Consider the following 20,438-nt stretch of genomic DNA (forward strand, 5'->3'; position numbering starts at 1 on the left):
GTCGAGAAAAGCTTCTAGGTAGAGACACATCGCCCGTACCAAAACCGACACAGGTAGGCGGGGAGAGAATCCTAAGGTGCGCGGGAAAACCCTCGTTAAGGAACTCGGCAAAATGCCTCCGTAACTTCGGGAAAAGGAGGACTCATGTAGTGTGAAGTGCAGCAACGCATGGAGCATGAATGAGTGGCACAAGAGAGGCGCAAGCGACTGTTTACCACAAACACAGGTGCCTGCTAAAGCGAAAGCTGATGTATAGGTGCTGACACCTGCCCGGTGCTGGAAGGTTAAGAGGAGGGGTTAGACTTCGGTCGAAGCTCTGAATTGAAGCCCCAGTAAACGGCGGCCGTAACTATAACGGTCCTAAGGTAGCGAAATTCCTTGTCGGGTAAGTTCCGACCCGCACGAAAGGTGTAACGACTTGCGCACTGTCTCAACGAGGGACCCGGTGAAATTGAAGTACCTGTGAAGATGCAGGTTACCCGCGACTGGACAGAAAGACCCCATGGAGCTTTACTGCAACCTAAGATTGAACTTAGTTAATGAATGTACAGGATAGGTGGGAGACGTAGAATCTAGGACGCCAGTTTTAGAGGAGTCGTTGTTGGGATACCACCCTTTCATTAATTGATTTCTAACGGGCCGAGTAACGACCGGCCGGACAGTCTTAGGCGGGCAGTTTGACTGGGGCGGTCGCCTCCTAAAGAGTAACGGAGGCGCCCAAAGGTTCCCTCAGAGCGGACGGAAATCGCTCGAAGAGTGTAAAGGCAGAAGGGAGCTTGACTGCGAGACGGACAGGTCGAGCAGGGACGAAAGTCGGGCTTAGTGATCCGGTGGTGCCGAGTGGAAGGGCCATCGCTCAACGGATAAAAGCTACCCTGGGGATAACAGGCTAATCTCTCCCAAGAGTCCATATCGACGGGGAGGTTTGGCACCTCGATGTCGGCTCATCACATCCTGGGGCTGAAGTAGGTCCCAAGGGTTCGGCTGTTCGCCGATTAAAGTGGTACGTGAGCTGGGTTCAGAACGTCGTGAGACAGTTCGGTCCCTATCCATCGCGGGCGCAAGAAACTTGAAGGGGGCTGCTCCTAGTACGAGAGGACCGGAGTGGACGAACCGCTGGTGTACCAATTATCCTGCCAAGGGTACAGTTGGGTAGCTACGTTCGGGACGGATAAACGCTGAAAGCATCTAAGCGTGAAACCAGCCTTGAGATGAGGTTTCTCATAGCATAAGCTAGTAAGATCCCATGTAGACGACATGGTTGATAGGCCAGATGTGGAAGAGCCGTGAGGTTTGGAGCTGACTGGTACTAATAGATCGAGGGCTTTACTTAAATAAACATTAAGCAGAATGTGCAACAAATATATATAACTTCTATGTGGTTTTCAGAGTACAAACTCTGACAGATTCAGTGGCGATGGCTATGAGGATCCACCTGTTCCCATCTCGAACACAGTAGTTAAGCTCATAAACGCCGAAAGTACTTGGCTGGAGACGGCCTGGGAGGATAGGAAGCCGCTGATTAAGCTAAAGGCACACCTGAGGGTGTGTCTTTTTTTGTTGTATGGCTTCCTATCCTCCCAGGGTACCTGGTAAGCAGGGCAGTAGAAGATGGAGGAATGAAATGACGACAGATTCACTGCATCGCTTAGTTCGGAGCGTAAGATGGACATGTAGCGAAGCTACATAAGTCCATCCACAGCGACGAACACCCAGTATCCTGGAGGGCAGAACCGTACATAAGAATTCGCTGATTAACGAAATAGAGGGTCAACCCTAAAGGGTTGGCCCTCTATTTTATGCTCTAACGAGCACAGCTCTTATACCTGCTAGAGCCGTCTCCAGCCAAGGTTGTACAAGTTTCATCTTTGTGTATTCATCAATAGAGGCGGCGTTGGGAAAAGTAGGGCAGTAGAAGATGGAGGAGTGAAACGACGACAGATTCACTGCATCACTTTCTTCCGAACGTAAGATTTACCGAACTGCGAAGCAGAGAAGGGAAATCCACAGTGAGGAAGCAAGTAGGGCCACCGAAAAGCAAATATATCTATGCGACGTATGGGGCCCACACATCACTTTCTTCCGAACGTAAGATTTACCGAGCTGCGAAGCAGAGAAGGTAAATCCACAGTGAGGATTGATAGGAAGCTGCGGCTAGTGGTAGAATTTTAACTTCATCTAAACGATACCGCGGTGCGTAGCACCTACGGTATCGTACCGTAAACCAGTTGAGTAACTCTAAGTACTTGTAATTAGAGCGGTAAATATAACTTCTATTGTAGTAACTATATAAAATATAAAAGCCCTATAAGCTACTTTAAATAGTTTATAGGGCTCATTTTTATTCATATGAATTTAACACGAAATCAATTTATAACAAAAAAAAGAGCCGCCGAAGCGACTCTTTCTTATTATTCTACACCAACCATTACGCTAGTGGATTTGATAACAGCCACAACTTCTTTGCCAACTGTTAAGCCTAATTCCTTAACGGATTGAACTGTAATATCAGCTGTAAGAATGTTATCGTTACCTACATTAATCTTTACAATTGCGTTTACAGCACCTTCTTGAATTTCAACGATTGTACCTTTTAATTGGTTTCTTGCGCTTAATTTCATGGAGTACTCCTTGTAAAAAATATACAATATAAATTTATATTTATTATATCATTATACAAAAAAATAACCGTGATGTATATCACATCACGGAATTTTATATATGGAGCGGGCGAAGGGAATCGAACCCTCCTCTCAAGCTTGGGAAGCTCGCATTCTACCGATGAACTACGCCCGCATGATGTACATATTGTATCATACAATAATATTTACATTCAAGTGGAGCTTCTTTATATACTCTATACCCATAGTGGTTGCTGTATTGTGTTGATATAAGAATTGATGTATAAAATAATGAGAAAGGAGGCATATGTATGTCAAAAATTTATAAAATTCATAAATGGTTATCTATAGTTTCTGTGCTATTTTTCTTAATGTTCTGTATTACAGGTCTTGTCCTTATGTTCAGAACTGAATTAAATGCATGGGCTCAAGGAGGGTCACATCATTCCTCGTTATCAATGGCGATGAGCCAACAAGAAATGTCTATTTTTAATTATGCTGATGAAGGTGCCCTATTAGTGAAAGAAAAATATCCGTCTAAGGATATTTTAAATATTTCTCCAGCTATGGGGGCTACACATATTTTACGGTATCGTATTATTGATTCTTCCGCAACTGTAGCGCCTCCAGCGCGTATGGGGATGGGAGGGGATTATGTATTATATAACCCTAAAACAAAGTCTCTCATAACTACGCATCATGAAACGCCTGAGCATCCTTGGGTTCGAAGTGTGTTACATACGCTTCACCAATTACATACTCGATTAGATCTTGGCAAAACAGGAATTTATATTGTAACGATTTTATCTTTAGTATGTGGGTTATCTATTATTTCTGGTGTTTTTTTATATGGTCCATTTCGTAAAAGCTTTGCCAAATCTACTGTATTGTCTAATTATATGAAATTAAGTATATTACACCGAGAATTTGCTATGGTTGCCACTGTATGGGGATTTATATTATGCATTACAGGTGTATGGATAGGTGGATTTTTTATTGCTAATGACAGCTATAATGCAGATGTACTACACACTGCAAAGCAAGAACTTTCAGTTGGTCAATCTGACATTTTACAACCATCTGAAGCTATCTCTCGAATTATGAAAGCATACCCAGATCGTCAGCTTATATCTATAGATTATCCATCTAAATTTAATAATCATCATTATGCATTTTATTTAGGTGCTGTTAATGATGATGATCCAGCTATGTTCTTGGGCCAACCAGTTTATGCTAATTTATATACTGATTCTACTAAGGATATGTATTCTACAAAAAATATCCCCTGGTATTTTACAGGCATGACTACAATGATTAATCTCCATATTCATAATCATAATACGATGGCTCTTAAAATATTATGGGCCATCTGGGATATTGTTCTTATTGTAGGCATTGTGACTGGTATTATTATGACTATTAAAAGGAAATTTGGCAGAGCTAGTGCTATAGAATCTAAAGTATCGGCTGAGATAAAACATGTTTGGCGTACACCAATCTGTTGTGGTACCTTAGTATTACTTGGATTTATTATGCCACTTTGGTCTAATCCAGTTACAAATACTATAGCAGGTATTTGTTTAACTATTCCTCTAGTAGTATTTTTTATTTCTTTAATTAGAGGATTTAATCATTAATTCATTGTATATTTTATACACTTAATCAATGAGGTTCATCATAAGTTTATTGATTTATTTCGAACTAAAATGATAAAATAATATATATTAGTTATAATTTTATGTAGTAAAATTTGTATTTATTTTATGATTGAGAAAGTGGTAGTTACTATGAATTATATAAAAGCATTTATTCAGTCTGAATCATCTGGCGGTATTATGCTCTTATTAGCCGCTATTCTTGGTGTTATTACAGCAAATTCTCCGCTAGCAGAACAGTATTTCTCCTTAATGCATGTGTATTGGGGCCCTATGGATATATTGGAGTGGGTAAATGATGGATTAATGGCTCTTTTCTTCCTATATGTAGGGCTAGCAATTAAATCAGAAATGATTTCTGGTGAGCTGAATACAAATTCAAAACGACTACTACCAGTATTAGCTGCTCTTGCAGGCGTTGTGACACCAGCTTTAGTATATTTCTTAATTGCTGGATCTGTGCCTGAGTATACTCATGGTTGGGGAATTCCAACAGCTACTGATATTGCATTTGCCATAGGTGTAATTATGATGCTCGGTAAGCGTGTATCACAAGCTATGAAGGCATTTCTTTCTGCATTGGCGGTTATAGATGATTTAATTGCTATTATTGTTATAGCTATCTTTTATGGTGCTGGTGTTGATTTCCCATACTTGATTGGTGCTGCTATCGTTACAGGTGCATTGTGGTATACTAATAAACAGGGATATGTTAGACCTGTATTATATGGTGTATTAGGTGGAGTTCTCTGGTACTTTGTATTAAAGTCTGGTGTTCATGCCACTATCGCTGGTGTTGTGTTAGCTATGACTATTCCTGCAACGGGTAAGTTGGATGGTGAAACAGTATATCCTATGCATAAATGGGCTGATAAACTGAAGAATTGGGTCAATTTCTTGATTATTCCTTTATTTAGTTTCTTAAATGCTGGTGTATCCTTTTCTGATGTTTCAGCAGATCACCTATTCCATCCTGTTGTACTAGGCATTTCATTAGGCCTTATTTTAGGTAAACAGTTTGGTATTTTCTCTGCTGTTTTCGTTTTAGTTAAATCTAAGATTATAAAGATGCCTACTAATACAACATGGCCAGAGGTTTATGGTACAGCCATTGTTTGTGGTATTGGTTTTACTATGAGCTTATTTGTGGCTACATTGGCATTTCCACCTGGTGTAACTCAAGAAATGTCTAAAATTGGTATCTTTATAGGATCTATTATTTCTGGTTTATTAGGTTCTATAGTTTTAATTGTGGCTTACAAAATAAGAACCATTAAGAATAAATAATAAACTTATTATATTAGGAAGGAATCATATGGAACGAATATTTGTATTTTTACGTTCTCCTGGTTCGGCTACAGCTGTTTTACTAGGATCTACACTTATTGCATTAATCGTAGCAAACTCTCCATTAGTGTCACAGTATATGTCACTGGTTAATTTGAAACTAGGTCCATTAACAACTATGGAGTGGGTTAATGATGCATTAATGGCGATTTTTTTCCTCTTTGTAGGATTAGAAGTAAAACGTGAATTAGTGAGTGGCGAACTCAATACGAATGCTAAGCGTATTATGCCTGGTATTGCTGCACTATTTGGTGTTTTAGTACCTGCTTTTATTTACTATCTTATAGCTGGTTCTAGTGATGTTTATGTACATGGTTGGGCTATTCCAACAGCGACGGATATTGCTTTTGCTATAGGGGTAATAACAGCATTGGGCTCTAGAGTACCTAATTCTATGAAGGTATTTTTGACAGCCTTAGCTGTTATTGATGATTTAATTGCTATTATTGTTATTGCTATATTTTATGCATCAAATCTTAATCTTTTCTATTTAGTTGCAGCCGTTGTTGTAACGGGTTTATTGATATATTGTAACCGTTCTGGTTATGTTAGATCTTTGTCTTATATCATTCTTGGTATCATTTTATGGTACTGTATTCTTCGTTCTGGTTTACATGCTACAATGGCTGGCGTAATCTTGGCGATGACAATTCCTGAACGGGGCAAGATTGGTCGTAAATATGTTAGACCAATGCAACATTGGGAACATTATTTATCTAACTGGGTAAGCTTTGTTATTGTTCCTATTTTTGCTTTCTTTAATGCCGGTGTAAGTCTTGGTGGATTTGGTGTAGCAGATTTAACACATCCAGTTGTTTTAGGCGTTGCCCTAGGTCTTATTTTAGGGAAACAAATCGGTATCTTTGGTGCTATGTTTGGCATGATTAAGTTAGGTATTGTACCTATGCCAGCAGAAGCTAACTGGAAATTTATTTATGGTACATCCATTGTATGTGGTATTGGTTTTACTATGAGTATATTTGTTTCCGTTTTAGCTTTTGATCCAGGTCATGCTCAAGAGATGGCTAAGGGTGGGGTATTAATCGGCTCTATTATTTCTGCCATTATAGGTTATACATACTTACGTATAGTTGGTGCTAATCGTAAAGAGTGCCATATTGGTTTGTATCATAACTGCTAAAATTAAATAGTATTAGTAAAGTCTCCATTATTGACTCCCATAAATCTAATGTTAAATTATATTTTTCTTAGATAAAGTAGTCTATAATGGAGATTTTGTTTCATTGGTATCTTAGATTTCTATGATATATATGTAGTATTATAGTTGAAATGTAGTTAATAAAGTGCGTTATACATGCATTTTTTGTATTACTATCTCAATATGGTTTATAGATTATTTAAAACTATATAGTATACTATTTGTCGTAAGGTGGGGTGTATATGGTAAAAAAAATAATTATTGCATGTACGCTTGTTTGTATGACTACAATGGTATCTTCTGTATCATTGGCGAAAACGATTGATAAGGGACAACGGGGGCACCATGTAAGTAAGGTCCAAACAATGTTAAAGCATCAAGGTTTTTTGCATGATTCTGTAGATGGCATTTATGGTCATAACACAGAACAGGCCGTACGAAAATTTCAAAAGTCAAAGGGACTTGCTGTCGATGGGCGAGTTGGTCCTGCAACAATGAATGCTTTAGAAAAGATGGAGACTCGATATGGTGGTCATGGTACAGCATTAAGTCATGATGGTGTGCCGAATAAATATTCTCGAGTGTTAACTATGCAGGCTAGTGCTTATTCTGCTCAAGATCTTGGAAATGGAAATTATACGGCTACAGGTAGTCGCTTGAAGAAGGGAATTGTATCTGTAGATCCAAAATTAATTCCATTAGGTACGAGATTATACATTGAAGGATATGGTTATGCTGTAGCTGACGATGTTGGTGGTGCTATTAAAGGTCATAGAATTGATTTAGCCTATGATTCACGTTCTGAAGCATTGCAGTTTGGTCGTCAAACTGTGAAGGTTTATGTTTTATAATAAAAGCTCTCTAGTTCATATATTATTGTAATAGACTATAAGGTCTAATTTTACAGTATTATAGGAGGTCTAGAGAGTTTTTTATTTTGCCGAATTATAGTGTTTTTATAACCTCGAATATTCGGAGATTATGGTATAATAAATAATAGATATATTTGAGATGACTCATGATTTTTATTGAATGAGTACAATCAATAGTTATATGATGAATGGTAAAGGAAATTCTATGGATAAAGTACGGCGTGTGGAACGAATGGTGGCAATGACAAAATTGTTAGTTGATTCACCGCAAAAATTGATTCCTTTAAATTATTTTTGTGACTTCTTTGGCATGGCTAAATCTACAGTTAGTGAAGATTTAACCTGTGTTAGACAGTCTATGGAACACTTTCAACTGGGCACATTAGAAACAGTGGCTGGTGTGGCAGGCGGGGTACGTTTTATTCCTCATCGGAAAGGTACTCAAGCAAATGATATTCTACGAGATGTACAGGCTCGTTTAATGGAATCAGATCGCATTATCCCTGGTGGGTTTATTTATATGTCTGATATCTTGTATGATTGGCATGTAATGACACGTCTTGGGGAAATTATAATGACTCGCTTTATGGACTGCAATCCAGATTATATTTTGACAGTAGAAACGAAGGGGATTCCCTTAGCCGTCATGGTGGCTAGAGCGTTTAATAAACCTCTCGTTATTGCTCGTCGTGATAGTAAAGTAACAGAAGGGTCTGCTATTAGTATTAACTATGTAACTGGCTCCTCTGGTCGTATTCAAACTATGACTCTTACTAAACGAGCTATTCCACCGAATGCTAGGGTCTTAATTATCGATGACTTTATGAAAGCTGGAGGTACTGCGAAGGGCCTAAAAGAGCTTGTCCTTGAAATGAGTGGTATTGTTGTGGGGACCGGTGTTTTAGTAGCAACGGCAGAACCAAACCCAAAATTAATCGATGATTATGAATCACTGTTTACCTTCTATGGTATTGATGAAAATACAAAGAAAATAAGTATTGAACCAGTATTTGATGAAGAGTAAAGATTAATATTAAAATGTTAGACATATAAGAGATAATAGATAGGAGATTACTATGAATATTGCAAGCCTCATTTTAGCTGCTGGTAAGGGTACGCGTATGAAGTCTAAATTGCCAAAGATATTGCACAAGGTTGGCGGCAAAGCTATGGTAGAGCGAGTTCTTGAAACTGTTCAGTCAATCGGTACAAATCGCGATGTGGTTATCGTAGGTTTTGGTGGTGATGCGGTACAAAATTATTTAGGTGATCGCGCTGAATTCGTTCGCCAAGAAGAACAAAATGGTACAGGGCATGCCGTAAAAATGGCTCAACCAGTGCTTGGTGACTATGATGGTACAATCTTATTGTTGTGTGGTGATACTCCGCTTGTTACAAAAGAAAGCTTAGAAGCTCTTTTAGAGGAGCATAAAAACTCTGGTGCAGCCGCTACGATTTTAACAGCACATATGCCTGATCCAACTGGTTATGGTCGCATTATTCGTAATGAATCAGGTTCCGTAGTTCGCATTGTAGAACAAAAAGACGGTAAGCCTGAGGAATTAGCTGTTCAAGAAGTAAATACTGGCATGTACGCCTTTGATAGCAAAAAGCTATGGCCTTGCTTAGATCAACTATCTGATGATAATGCACAAGGTGAATTGTATATCACAGATGTAGTTGGTATTCTTGTAAATGGTGGCGATACAGTAAGCGCTTATATGACTAAAGACTTTGAAGAGTCTCTAGGTGTAAACTCTCGCTTGCAATTAGCAGAAGCGGAATCCATTTTAAAAAATCGTAAAAATGTTGAGTTAATGACAGCTGGCGTAACAATTATTGATCCTGCAAATACTTACGTAGCTCCAGAGGTAACAGTAGGGGCCGATACAATCTTACATCCTGGTACAATACTTGAAGGCGATACTGTCATTGGTGAGCGTTGTGAAATTGGTCCACATACTCGTTTAACAAATGTGAAAGTTGGTAACGATACGATTATCCACTTCACGTATGGTCATGACTGCGAAGTAAAAGATGGTGTAGATGTAGGTCCATATGTTCACTTGCGTCCAAATACTGTACTAGGTAACAAGGTTCATGTAGGCAACTTCGTAGAGGTTAAAAACTCCAATGTTGGGGAAGGCACCAAGTTCCCACATCTATCTTATATCGGCGATAGTGATGTAGGATCTGGTGTTAATATTGGTTGTGGTACGATTACTGTAAACTACGATGGTAAAGTTAAACATCGTACGACCATTGGCGATGGTGCTTTCGTAGGCTGTAATAGTAATTTAGTAGCTCCTGTAACAGTAGGTAATTATAGTTATGTAGGAGCAGGTTCTACTATTACTAAAAATGTACCAGATAAGGCGTTAGCAGTGGGCCGTAGCAAGCAAATTGTGAAAGAAAACTGGGTAACAGACGATACTTTCAAAAAGAAATAAAAAAATATTATAATTTTTTAACACAATTTGGGTAAAATAGTATACAATAAAAAGGCAATAGTGTGTATCTGTAATGGATGATTATGGATAAGTAACCAATATAGGAACAAATGAAAGGGTAACAAAATGGCATTTGAAGACGGCAAAAAACTTAAAATTTTCACAGGTAATGCGAATCCTGCATTGGCAAAGGAAATTTGTGATTATTTAGGTTTGCCTTTAGGTGAAGCATTTGTAGGTCGCTTTAACAATGGCGAAGTACAAATTATGATTGATGAAAGCGTACGTGGCAAAGATGTATTTATCATTCAACCAACAAGCTATCCTGTAAACGATAATTTAATGGAATTAATGGTTATGGCTGATGCGTTAAAACGTGCTTCTGCTCGTCATATTACAGCTGTAGTTCCTTACTACGGTTATGCTCGCCAAGACCGCAAAACTCGTGGTCGTGAACCAATTACTGCAAAATTAGTAGCAAACTTGATGCAAACTTCTGGTATTACACGTCTTGTAACAATTGACTTACATGCAGGTCAAATTCAAGGCTTTTTCGATGTGCCAGTAGATCATTTATATGGTGCATCCATTTTAGCTAAATACATTAATGAAAAAAATCTTGAAGATGTTATCGTTGTATCTCCAGACCTTGGCGGTGTTACAAGAGCTCGTGATTTGGCTGACCGCATTGGTGCGCCAATCGCAATCATTGAGAAAAAACGCCCTGAACCAGGTGTTGCTAAGGTTATGAACCTTATTGGTGATGTAAAAGGTAAAAACTGTATCATTGTTGATGATATTGTAGACACAGCAGGTTCCCTTGTAGAAGGTGCTAAAGCATTAGAAGAATTTGGTGCAAAATCCGTTATGGCTGCCGTTACCCATGCTGTATTAACAGATCCAGCAAGTGAACGCATTGCAAACTCCAATATTAAAGAGCTTATCGTAACAAACACAATGCCATTACCAGAAAATTGCAAATTGGATAATGTAACGCAATTATCTGTAGCCCCATTGTTAGGCGAAGCAATCATGCGTATCTTTCATGAAGTTTCAGTAAGTAATTTATTTGATAAATAATAGGTGATTCTTGAAGTTAGTAGTAGGCCTTGGTAACCCAGGTAAGCAATATGAAGCAACAAAACATAATATTGGATTTATGGTCATCGATGCCATTGCGGATAGCGTTTCTCACACTCCTTGGAGAGAGGAACAAAAGGCAGAGGTGTGCAGTATTAATGTAGCTGGTGAAAAGGTATTGCTTGTAAAGCCTCAAACATTTATGAATGCAAGCGGCGAATCTATAGGTCCATTAATGCGATACTACAAGATCGATCCATCTGATGTGTATTGTATTTATGATGATATGGATTTACCAGTAGGCAAATTACGTATTCGACCAAATGGTAGTTCTGGTGGGCATAATGGGATTAAATCTTTAATCTCCCATATAGGAACAGAAAATTTTCCGCGTTTTCGCGTAGGTATTGGTCGTCCATTACCACAATGGACTGTCATTGACCACGTGTTAGCACCATTTAGTGAAGAATCACAAGAGAAAGTACAAAAAGGTATCAAAGACACAGTAAAAGCTGTATTAGGTACTTTAGAGGTGGGCATAGACAAAGGGATGAATCAGTTTAATCCTAAGCGTCGTCCACAGCGATAAATAACATGCAAAAGGGCATGAGTCTCATTGAGATTCATGCCTTTTTTACGAGGTAATTATGAGCAATCAAGAAAGAATGCCTTTTGTAGAGGCCTTAGAATCATATAAAGAACAACACTTTGTGCCCTTTCATACACCAGGTCATAAAATTGGTGGAGAGGCTCCTCAATTATTAAAGGACTGGATGGGCCCAGCGTTACCTTATGATTTAGGTGTTATGTACGCCTTAGACGATTTACACGAACCAGAAGGAGAGCTAAAAGAAGCTCAAGACTTAACAGCTGAATTGTATGGTGCAGATTGTTGTTGGTTTTCCATCAATGGTACAACTGCCTTGATCGAAGCCATGATTATGGGGACTGTAGGTCCCGATGAAACCATCATTATTCCTCGTGAAGCGCATCGCTCTGTTATAAGTGGTTTAGTCTTATCTGGTGCAAAGCCTGTCTATATGGATTGCCAATTTGATGAGCGATGGGGCATTCCTTTAGGAGTATCTTTAGACGATGCCGTTAAAACAATGGAGGCCCATCCAGAGGCTAAGACGCTTCTTTTAGTTTACCCAAATTATTATGGTGTAGGTGTAGATATTATAAATATTGTAAAAGAAGCGCATAAACGAGGGATGGTTGTTCTTGTTGATGAAGCGCACGGACCTCATTTACCATTTTCAGAAAATTTACCTGTTGAAGCCATTGCGGCAGGTGCAGACTTAGTGGCACAGAGCACGCATAAATCAGTTGGTTCTTTGACACAAACCTCTTGGCTATTAGGACAAGGTGAAAGAATTAATAAACGTCGTATTACACAAATGCATCAAATGCTACAAAGTACAAGTCCCAATTATATTTTCCTTGCCTCCTTAGATATGGCGCGCCATCAATTGGCCACATCGGGTAATGACCTAGTAAGTCGTACCGTAGAATTGAGCCTATATTTACGGAATGAGTTACATAAGATTTCTGGTATTACTGCTATGGAATACACCGATATTCGAAACCGGGTCACAAATTATGATGTTACTAAAGTATTAATCGACGCAAAAGAACTTGGTTTAACAGGCGTTGAGTTTGAACGTATGTTACGGGCATACTCTATTGAGGTGGAATTGGTACAAGCTCATCATGTACTGGTACTCATTACAATTGGTGATACAAAAGACTCTGTAGATGCTCTTATTAAGGCTGTACAAGCTGTAAGTGATGATGTATTAAGTGGGGACTCTAGGTCTGCAGGTGCAAATGATGAGGCGACTCAATCACTTAGTAAAGATTCTGCGTTGTTACCTCTGCCTCAAGTTCGTGTGACACCGCGCAATGCCATATATGCTCATCGTGAGCAGGTTCCGTTAAGTGAAGCATTACATCGTATTGCTGGGGAGACTATAGCTTATTATCCTCCAGGGATTCCTTGTGTAGCCGTAGGTGAAGTGATTAGTGAGTCTGTGTTACAATATATAGAGAATCGAAAGGCTCTAGGGTATGTGCCAAATGGAGCCGATGATATGACATTAGAAACGATTTGGGTAATACAGGAGTAATTATGGGGACTTTAATCATATTAGAAGGCGGAGATGGTAGCGGTAAGGCTACACAAACTAAACTTTTAGTAGAACGCTTAACCAAGGAAGGGCATGCAGTCAAATCTGTAAGCTTCCCTAATTACGATAGCGGCGCTGCTATGCCTATCAAAATGTATTTAGCCGGCGAATTTGGAAAAGATGTACACGATGTAAATCCCTATGTGGCAAGTTCCATGTACGCCATTGATCGCTTTGCTTCTTTTAGAACTGATTGGGAGCAGTTTTACAAAAATGGTGGTATCATCATTGCAGATCGTTATACGACGTCTAATATGGTCCATCAAATGGTAAAATACGACGATCCTAAAGAACGTACTGCTTTTTTAGATTGGCTTGAAGATTTTGAGTTCCAAAAATTTGGCTTGCCTACACCTGATGCGGTATGTTTATTAGATATGCCCCTTGAAGTGAGTGAAGCCCTTATGGCTGAACGCACTGGTAAAACTGGGGGCAATACTGGCGATATTCACGAGGGCAATCATGCTTATTTAGTAGCTGTTCACGATGCTTATGAAGAGCTAGTAGAACGCTACCAATGGCACCGAATTCCTTGCGCTACAAAAGATGATTCCAGTCAATATGCATTACGCACCATTGAAGAAATTCATAACGATGTATATCAAGCTGTAGTAAATCTACTACCTTAGGATAGGGCGACTCTTTTAAAAGTCGCCTTTTTCTTATATAATATTAATATTGAGCATGTATTGATAGGAGGGGCTATGACATATTTTGATTCTATAATTGGTCAAGATTCGATCAAGGCACACCTATCGGAACTTGTAAGTCGCAATGCATTACCACATAGTCTTTTGTTTTATGGTGAAGCAGGTCTTGGCAAGCTAGATATGGCCATAGGTCTGGCATCCATATTACTGGGTCGCCAAGTGTTTTCACAACCTAAGGGAGAATCATATTTAGCTGACGTTAAAGAAGCACGTCTTGCCAATGGTGAGACCGAGAAACGCATCGAAGCAGAAGGTTTACCTATCTATATGGATAAGGGTGATGCTTTTTGGATTCGTCCCATGAAGACGACCTTAAAGGTGGAGCAGTGGTATTCCTTATTACAAGACCATTTGTCTGTGGCTGGGAATGGGAACCGCGTTGTCATTGTGGAAGACTTTCACACGGCCAATGCAGTTATGGCAAATGCCATGTTAAAAACCATTGAAGAACCGCCTGAACAGGTGTATTTCATCATTATTACGAACAAGATTAACACTGTGTTACCAACTATCATTTCTAGATGTATGGGCATTGGCTTTAATAGTGTTGATATAGATACGATTCGCAAGGCTCTCGTAGCACGAGGCGTTACTGGTGATATAGAACAAGCCTTGTTAGCTGGTCACGGCAATCCGCAGTTAGTGGAGAAGTTGGCCACACAAGGTCGCATTGAAATGCTAGAGTTAGCTGTTAAGGTAATGGATATGCTCGCCTTTGAAACACGATGGTTTTCTATGATTTCTCTAGCTTGTGAAAGCTTACCTCGTGAAAGTCTAACAGAATTGATGCATTGGCTGCGCCTTGTGAGTAGAGATATGATGGCTCTTAAAATGGGGGCATTAGACACACAATTACAGGTACCTATGTACAAGACTCAATTATTACGATTATTACCGCGCTGGTCTATGCAAGCATTGTTACAGGTCATTACTGAAACATTGCAAGCGGAACGGGCTTTGCGTTTACATATAAAAACCGCTCTCGTGGTGGACGGTCTTAGTATCGCCCTTCATGATGCTCGGGAGGAGGATTAAATGCTAACCATAGTTGGCGTACGCTTTAAAAAAGCTGGGAAAATTTATTATTTTCTGCCTGAACAATTAGAAATATCCGTTGGTGATGGGGTTATCGTTGAAACGGCACGTGGCGTTGAATACGGTACAGTTGTGATCGGACCAAAAGAGGTCTTTGAAGATACTGTTGTAGCTCCTGTTAAGCCAGTTATTAGAAAGGCAACACCAAAGGACTTAAAACAAATTGAGAAGAATAAAGAGCGCGAAGAAAAAGCCTTTGATATTTGTCTCGAAAAAATCGAAAAACGTAAGTTACCTATGAAACTTATCAATGTGGAATACACATTTGATATGAATAAGATTATATTTTTCTTTACCGCTGATGGTCGTATTGACTTCCGTGAGCTTGTTAAGGATTTAGCCACAGTATTTAGAACGCGCATTGAGTTGCGTCAAGTAGGCGTTCGCGATGAGGCTAAGGTTTTAAATGGTATCGGCGCTTGTGGTCGACCTTTATGTTGCTCTAACTTCTTAGGTGACTTCACACCTGTATCGATTCGAATGGCTAAGGATCAAAACTTGAGCCTAAACCCTACAAAGATTTCTGGTGTTTGTGGTCGTTTGATGTGCTGCCTCAATTACGAAGATGATTTGTATAAAAAAGGTGGCGACTTATATGTGAAGAAGGAACGCCCTCAAGCCCCTCAAGATGTGGCTCCTCCAGGTATTGGTAAGGAGGTCGTGACCGATGAAGGCATTGGTAAGGTTTTGAAGGTAAATCATCACAAGCATACTGTAAAGGTGCAGCTCGAAGCTGGTCGTACTATAGATTTGAAATGGTCCGAGGTGGCATTGCCTGATGAATGATCAAGAACGACTTGATGATTTAATTATAGATGGCTTACAGATTTATCAGCGTACTGATATGTTTCGATTTTCCTTTGACGCTATAGCCCTCATTCACTTTTGTCGTTTCAATAATCGTCATTCTTATGTTGATCTTGGAACGGGAACAGGTGTTATGCCACTCATTGGTACATCATTAGGAGCGGGCCATATAACGGGTATAGATATCAACAAAACTCTTATTGAGTTAGCTCAGCGTAGTGTAGAACATAATCATAAACAAGATGTAGTAACGATGTGGTGCGGCGATTATCGCCATATGTCCTACCGAGATGTACAAGATAAGCCCTTTGATGGTGTTATTGTAAATCCACCTTTTTATGATTCTGAAAGCGGTGCAAAGCCTACGTCTGAAGAACGGGCCTTGGCACTTCATGATGGACATACAACATTAGAAGAGGTTTTGAAAGCTGTACAGTCCTTTATTAAGTGTAAAGGTCGCTTGTGGATGATTTATAGTGCTAGTCGCTTGCAATATGTATTGCATGAACTAGAAGAAGCCAACTTTCAAGCTAAACGCTTTCGCTTTATTCATGGTATGGTAGATAAGCCAGCTAAGCTGGTGCTGATAGAGGCTCTCTATCAAGGTCAGCCTGGACTTGTATTAGAGCCGCCACTTATCGTTTATGATAAGCCTAATGTGTACACGAAGGAGGTGTCCTCTTGGTATGAACGATAACGAATGGGGCACCTTATACTTGGTGCCTACACCGATAGGTAATTTAGAAGATATGACGTATCGTGCAGTTCGTATCTTAGGTGAAGTTGATGCTATCGCCGCAGAGGATACGCGCCATACGGGCATATTATTAAAACACTTTGATATTAAGAAACCTTTGATTTCTTATCATGAACATAATAAGGAGGAAAAAGGTGCTTATATTATAGAGCTTTTGTTAGAAGGGCAGTCTATAGCTTGCGTTAGTGATGCAGGCATGCCGGCTATATCTGATCCAGGGGCTGACCTAGTAACAAAAGCTATTGAAGCAGGTATAACGGTGGTACCACTGCCAGGTGCAAATGCGGCGTTAACAGCGCTTATTGCATCAGGCTTAGATACGAAATCATTTACCTTTGCAGGATTTTTACCTAAACGGGGTAAACATCGAGTTGAAGAATTACAACGACTTTCACAAGTAACGGGAACTTTGATGTTTTACGAAGCACCTCATCGATTACAAGAGGTCTTACAAGATATGTATGAAGCCTTTGGCAATCGATCTATCACGGTGGCAAGGGAATTGACAAAGAAGTTTGAAACCTTTGTACGCACTGATTTAGAGAGCCTTGTAAATGATTTGGAACAGCTCACGTATAAAGGGGAATTCGTCCTCATTGTAGGTGGTGCTGATACAGTAGAGTCTGATACTAGTGAAGTTTCGGATGAACCAGTATCGTATGTAGATGCTGTACAAGCCCTTGTAGAAACAGGGGTACCTAAAAAAGAAGCAATTCGCCAGGTGGCAAAGCGTTTTAACGTTTCCCGCCGGGATGTATATAATATTGTAGAACGTTAAACCTTCCCATTCGAAGGTTAGAAGGAGGCTCATCATGGGAGACACAAAAAAAACGTATTATATTACGACACCAATTTATTATCCAAGTGCTAAGTTGCACATTGGTCATACGTATTGTACATCTGTAGCTGATACAATCGCTCGATTCAAGCGTTTAGCTGGTTATGATGTACGTTTCTTGACTGGTTCTGATGAACATGGTCAAAAAATTCAACGTGCTGCAGAAGCGCAAGGTATTACACCTCTTGAATACACTACGAATATCGTAAATGGCTTTAAGGCATTATGGGAAAAGATGCATATCTCTAACGATGACTTCATTCGTACTACTGATGAACGCCATGAAAAGGTAGTGCAAGAACTCTTCACAAAAGCTTATGAAAAAGGCGATATTTACAAGGCTGAATATGAAGGTTGGTATTGCACACCTTGTGAAACATTCTGGACTGAACAAAAGCTTGGTGAAAATCATACTTGCCCAGATTGTGGCCGCCCTGTAGAGAAGGTTAAAGAGGAAAGCTACTTCTTTAAACTCGCTAAATATACAGATCAATGGTTGAAATTCATCGAAGAAAACCCTGATTTCATTCAACCTGAATCCCGTCGTAATGAAATGATCCAATTCGTAAAACAAGGTCTTGAAGACTTGGCTGTTTCTCGTACATCCTTTGACTGGGGTATCAAGGTACCATTCGATCCTAAACATGTTGTGTATGTTTGGTTTGATGCATTAGTAAACTATATTAGTGCACTATCTCCATTTGATGGGGATGGCGAATTATACAAAAAATACTGGCCAGCAGATCTCCATTTAGTAGGTAAGGAAATAGTACGTTTCCATACAATTATTTGGCCTATGATGCTCATGAGCCTTGAGTTACCATTACCTAAAAAGGTATTTGGTCACGGCTGGATGATCGTTGACGGTACAAAGATGAGTAAATCTTTGGGGAATGTTATTGACCCAATTCCATTGATCGATACCTATGGGGCAGATTCTTTGCGTTATTACTTATTAAGTGAAATTACGCTTGGCAATGATGGTAACTTTACATTGCCTAATTTCGTTACAAAGATCAATGCGGACTTATCTAATGACTTAGGTAATTTGTTGAATCGTACCATTGCTATGATTGAAAAATACCATGGTGGTGTGATTACAAAATGCGATGATATGGACGACTTAGACCGCGACGTATCTGCATTAGCAGTTCAAACTGTAAATGACTTTGAAGCGGCCATGGAAAACATGGAGCTTAATAAAGCGATTAAATCCGTATGGGCATTTATTAGTCGCATGAATAAATACATTGATGAAACAATGCCTTGGGTATTGGCTAAATCAGAAGATGCTAACGATAAAGCTCGTCTTCAATCCGCTATGTATCATTTAGCGGAAGCATTGCGTATCATTGCAATCTTAGTAAGCCCTGTTATCCCTGTAGGTGCTCCAAAGATTTGGGAACAATTAGGTCTTGCAGGCTTTAGTGATGCTACATTAGAAGACGCTAAAACTTGGGGTGTATTGCCTACAGGTACAAAGGTTGTAAAAGGCGATCCTATCTATCCACGTTTTGAAATTCCGGAAATGGTAGAAGTGGTTGCTAAAGAGGAAGTTGAAAACTCTGTAGACACATCTAATATTCCACCATTGAAAGAAAATATTACGTACGATGACTTCGAAAAACTCGATCTTCGAGTAGCAAAAGTTGTAAGCTGTGAAAAGGTTCCTAAGTCCAAGAAATTATTGAAGTTTGTATTGGATATCGGCATTGAAGAACGCACAGTATTAAGTGGTATCTCTCAATATTACGAACCAGAAACTATGGTTGGTAAAAAGGTAATTTATTTGTCTAACTTGGCTCCTAAGAAGATGATGGGCATCGAGTCTTATGGCATGATTTTGTCTGCATCTGATTGGGAAGAACATTTAGAAGTAACAAATATCGAATCATTACCAGCAGGAAGTGTGGTTAAATAATGAAACTCTTTGATACACATGCTCATGTGAATGACGGTCGTTTTGATAATGACCGCGATGAGATGTTACAAGCCTGCTTTGATGCTGGCGTAGAATACATTATGATTCCAGGGGTAGATAGAGGTACTGTTGAATCAGGACTAGCTTTAGCAAAACAGTATGATCGTTTATATGCTGCTGTAGGCACACATCCTCATGAGTCAAAAGATTTTACAGAAGAAGACTACGAGTTCTATAAGGATCAAGCCCTTAACAACGATAAGGTCCGCGCTATCGGTGAAATCGGATTAGATTATTATTATGATTTTTCTGACCGTGAAACACAGAAACGCGTATTCATTCGTCAATTAGAACTCGCTCGTGAAGTAGATTTACCTATTATCATTCATGATCGCGATGCACATGGCGATATTATGAATATCTTGCGCAATGAAGGTAAGGATAACTGGGGGATTTTTCACTGCTATTCTGGCAGTTGGGAAATGGCAAAAGAAGCTATTAAATTAGGATTCTACATTTCCTTTGCTGGCCCTGTTGTATTTCCTAAGTCTACTAACCTTAAGGAAGTAGCTCGCCAAGTACCCTTAGATAGAATACTTATTGAAACAGATTCACCATATTTGACGCCACCTCCATTTAGAGGTCGCCGCAACGATCCTAGTAAGACTCAATTTATAGCAGAAGAGATTGCAAGTCTTAAAGGCATTGATGTTGATGAGTTTTCAGAGATTGCCTATAATAATGGTAAACATGTATTTGGTATTAAATAACTTGAATGCTCGAAATCATGTATGCTAGTAAATAATATTGGTAAAATTCTAAGAGCTTTAGTATTAGATATTACAAAATACACCAAGTATAACTAGAATAATAAATTATAAAACGCGATTCTCCCATATCGGTGAGAATCGCGTTTTTCTATGGTATACTTAAGTAT

General features: G+C 39.3%; 17 protein-coding genes, 1 tRNA gene and 2 rRNA genes. 18 read left to right on the plus strand and 2 right to left on the minus strand.

Annotated elements, in window-relative coordinates:
* Both VCHSUH03_RS06180 and rrf read left to right on the plus strand, forming a co-directional pair.
* A 23S ribosomal RNA gene (locus VCHSUH03_RS06180) occupies positions 1–1,334 on the plus strand; the annotation flags it as partial.
* Positions 1,335–1,407: 73 nt separating this feature from the next.
* Positions 1,408–1,524, plus strand: a 5S ribosomal RNA gene (rrf, locus tag VCHSUH03_RS06185).
* An 887-nt stretch (positions 1,525–2,411) separates the two neighbouring features.
* Here the strand turns inward: rrf and VCHSUH03_RS06190 are convergent.
* Positions 2,412–2,621 (minus strand): TOBE domain-containing protein, encoded by a 210-nt coding sequence (locus VCHSUH03_RS06190; RefSeq protein ID WP_105085362.1) that lies wholly within the window; start codon positions 2,619–2,621, stop codon positions 2,412–2,414.
* A gap of 101 nt (positions 2,622–2,722) precedes the next feature.
* Positions 2,723–2,796: transfer RNA gene (locus VCHSUH03_RS06195), tRNA-Gly, on the minus strand.
* A gap of 136 nt (positions 2,797–2,932) precedes the next feature.
* On the opposite strand from VCHSUH03_RS06195, the gene VCHSUH03_RS06200 reads away from it, so the two are divergent.
* From VCHSUH03_RS06200 to VCHSUH03_RS06275, 16 genes are all read left to right on the plus strand, one after another.
* Positions 2,933–4,258, plus strand: a complete 1,326-nt coding sequence (locus VCHSUH03_RS06200) for a PepSY-associated TM helix domain-containing protein (protein WP_105085363.1) — start codon at positions 2,933–2,935, stop codon at positions 4,256–4,258.
* Between the two features lie 150 nt (positions 4,259–4,408).
* Positions 4,409–5,563 (plus strand): Na+/H+ antiporter NhaA, encoded by a 1,155-nt coding sequence (gene nhaA / locus VCHSUH03_RS06205; RefSeq protein ID WP_105094402.1) that lies wholly within the window; start codon positions 4,409–4,411, stop codon positions 5,561–5,563.
* A 28-nt stretch (positions 5,564–5,591) separates the two neighbouring features.
* Positions 5,592–6,764, plus strand: coding sequence for a Na+/H+ antiporter NhaA (gene nhaA, locus VCHSUH03_RS06210; protein WP_105094403.1), 1,173 nt, complete (start codon positions 5,592–5,594; stop codon positions 6,762–6,764).
* A 260-nt stretch (positions 6,765–7,024) separates the two neighbouring features.
* On the plus strand, positions 7,025–7,633 hold the full coding sequence (locus VCHSUH03_RS06215) for a peptidoglycan-binding protein (RefSeq protein ID WP_105094404.1): 609 nt from the start codon (positions 7,025–7,027) through the stop codon (positions 7,631–7,633).
* A 226-nt stretch (positions 7,634–7,859) separates the two neighbouring features.
* The gene (gene purR / locus VCHSUH03_RS06220) at positions 7,860–8,678 is read left to right on the plus strand and encodes a pur operon repressor (protein WP_105094405.1); all 819 of its coding nucleotides are present in this window, start codon (positions 7,860–7,862) and stop codon (positions 8,676–8,678) included.
* 52 nt (positions 8,679–8,730) lie between these two features.
* On the plus strand, positions 8,731–10,104 hold the full coding sequence (gene glmU, locus VCHSUH03_RS06225) for a bifunctional UDP-N-acetylglucosamine diphosphorylase/glucosamine-1-phosphate N-acetyltransferase GlmU (RefSeq protein WP_105094406.1): 1,374 nt from the start codon (positions 8,731–8,733) through the stop codon (positions 10,102–10,104).
* Positions 10,105–10,230: 126 nt separating this feature from the next.
* The gene (locus VCHSUH03_RS06230; RefSeq protein ID WP_005387130.1) at positions 10,231–11,184 is read left to right on the plus strand and encodes a ribose-phosphate diphosphokinase; all 954 of its coding nucleotides are present in this window, start codon (positions 10,231–10,233) and stop codon (positions 11,182–11,184) included.
* 10 nt (positions 11,185–11,194) lie between these two features.
* On the plus strand, positions 11,195–11,773 hold the full coding sequence (pth, locus tag VCHSUH03_RS06235) for an aminoacyl-tRNA hydrolase (RefSeq protein ID WP_105094407.1): 579 nt from the start codon (positions 11,195–11,197) through the stop codon (positions 11,771–11,773).
* Positions 11,774–11,831: 58 nt separating this feature from the next.
* Positions 11,832–13,313: an aminotransferase class I/II-fold pyridoxal phosphate-dependent enzyme gene (locus tag VCHSUH03_RS06240; protein ID WP_105094408.1), complete on the plus strand. Its 1,482-nt coding sequence runs from the start codon at positions 11,832–11,834 to the stop codon at positions 13,311–13,313.
* A 2-nt stretch (positions 13,314–13,315) separates the two neighbouring features.
* Positions 13,316–14,002, plus strand: a complete 687-nt coding sequence (locus tag VCHSUH03_RS06245) for a dTMP kinase (RefSeq protein WP_105094409.1) — start codon at positions 13,316–13,318, stop codon at positions 14,000–14,002.
* Between the two features lie 75 nt (positions 14,003–14,077).
* Positions 14,078–15,118, plus strand: a complete 1,041-nt coding sequence (locus VCHSUH03_RS06250) for a DNA polymerase III subunit (protein ID WP_105094410.1) — start codon at positions 14,078–14,080, stop codon at positions 15,116–15,118.
* Positions 15,119–15,964: a PSP1 domain-containing protein gene (locus VCHSUH03_RS06255; protein ID WP_105094411.1), complete on the plus strand. Its 846-nt coding sequence runs from the start codon at positions 15,119–15,121 to the stop codon at positions 15,962–15,964.
* Positions 15,957–16,682 carry a tRNA1(Val) (adenine(37)-N6)-methyltransferase gene (locus VCHSUH03_RS06260; RefSeq protein WP_105094412.1) on the plus strand — a complete coding sequence of 242 codons (726 nt, stop codon included), beginning with the start codon at positions 15,957–15,959 and terminating at the stop codon, positions 16,680–16,682. The genes VCHSUH03_RS06255 and VCHSUH03_RS06260 overlap by 8 nt, the downstream gene beginning before the upstream one ends.
* Positions 16,672–17,520, plus strand: a complete 849-nt coding sequence (rsmI, locus tag VCHSUH03_RS06265) for a 16S rRNA (cytidine(1402)-2'-O)-methyltransferase (protein ID WP_105094413.1) — start codon at positions 16,672–16,674, stop codon at positions 17,518–17,520. The genes VCHSUH03_RS06260 and rsmI overlap by 11 nt, the downstream gene beginning before the upstream one ends.
* Positions 17,521–17,554: 34 nt before the next feature.
* Positions 17,555–19,501, plus strand: coding sequence for a methionine--tRNA ligase (gene metG / locus VCHSUH03_RS06270; protein ID WP_105094414.1), 1,947 nt, complete (start codon positions 17,555–17,557; stop codon positions 19,499–19,501).
* Positions 19,501–20,271 carry a TatD family hydrolase gene (locus VCHSUH03_RS06275; protein ID WP_105094415.1) on the plus strand — a complete coding sequence of 257 codons (771 nt, stop codon included), beginning with the start codon at positions 19,501–19,503 and terminating at the stop codon, positions 20,269–20,271. The genes metG and VCHSUH03_RS06275 overlap by 1 nt, the downstream gene beginning before the upstream one ends.
* Positions 20,272–20,438 lie beyond the last annotated feature (167 nt).

Source organism: Veillonella infantium (genome assembly GCF_002959895.1).
GTDB lineage: Bacteria > Bacillota > Negativicutes > Veillonellales > Veillonellaceae > Veillonella > Veillonella infantium.

What these genes read in the sequence shown, in the direction of transcription:
- VCHSUH03_RS06255 (WP_105094411.1), top strand. Translation starts at nt 15,119, where the DNA reads ATGCTAACCATAGTTGGCGTACGCTTTAAAAAAGCTGGGAAAATTTAT.
- VCHSUH03_RS06260 (WP_105094412.1), top strand. Translation starts at nt 15,957, where the DNA reads ATGAATGATCAAGAACGACTTGATGATTTAATTATAGATGGCTTACAG.
- VCHSUH03_RS06230 (WP_005387130.1), top strand. Translation starts at nt 10,231, where the DNA reads ATGGCATTTGAAGACGGCAAAAAACTTAAAATTTTCACAGGTAATGCG.
- VCHSUH03_RS06240 (WP_105094408.1), top strand. Translation starts at nt 11,832, where the DNA reads ATGAGCAATCAAGAAAGAATGCCTTTTGTAGAGGCCTTAGAATCATAT.
- purR (WP_105094405.1), top strand. Translation starts at nt 7,860, where the DNA reads ATGGATAAAGTACGGCGTGTGGAACGAATGGTGGCAATGACAAAATTG.
- glmU (WP_105094406.1), top strand. Translation starts at nt 8,731, where the DNA reads ATGAATATTGCAAGCCTCATTTTAGCTGCTGGTAAGGGTACGCGTATG.
- VCHSUH03_RS06245 (WP_105094409.1), top strand. Translation starts at nt 13,316, where the DNA reads ATGGGGACTTTAATCATATTAGAAGGCGGAGATGGTAGCGGTAAGGCT.
- metG (WP_105094414.1), top strand. Translation starts at nt 17,555, where the DNA reads ATGGGAGACACAAAAAAAACGTATTATATTACGACACCAATTTATTAT.
- VCHSUH03_RS06190 (WP_105085362.1), bottom strand. Translation starts at nt 2,621, where the DNA reads ATGAAATTAAGCGCAAGAAACCAATTAAAAGGTACAATCGTTGAAATT.
- nhaA (WP_105094403.1), top strand. Translation starts at nt 5,592, where the DNA reads ATGGAACGAATATTTGTATTTTTACGTTCTCCTGGTTCGGCTACAGCT.
- VCHSUH03_RS06250 (WP_105094410.1), top strand. Translation starts at nt 14,078, where the DNA reads ATGACATATTTTGATTCTATAATTGGTCAAGATTCGATCAAGGCACAC.
- VCHSUH03_RS06200 (WP_105085363.1), top strand. Translation starts at nt 2,933, where the DNA reads ATGTCAAAAATTTATAAAATTCATAAATGGTTATCTATAGTTTCTGTG.
- rsmI (WP_105094413.1), top strand. Translation starts at nt 16,672, where the DNA reads ATGAACGATAACGAATGGGGCACCTTATACTTGGTGCCTACACCGATA.
- VCHSUH03_RS06275 (WP_105094415.1), top strand. Translation starts at nt 19,501, where the DNA reads ATGAAACTCTTTGATACACATGCTCATGTGAATGACGGTCGTTTTGAT.
- VCHSUH03_RS06215 (WP_105094404.1), top strand. Translation starts at nt 7,025, where the DNA reads ATGGTAAAAAAAATAATTATTGCATGTACGCTTGTTTGTATGACTACA.
- nhaA (WP_105094402.1), top strand. Translation starts at nt 4,409, where the DNA reads ATGAATTATATAAAAGCATTTATTCAGTCTGAATCATCTGGCGGTATT.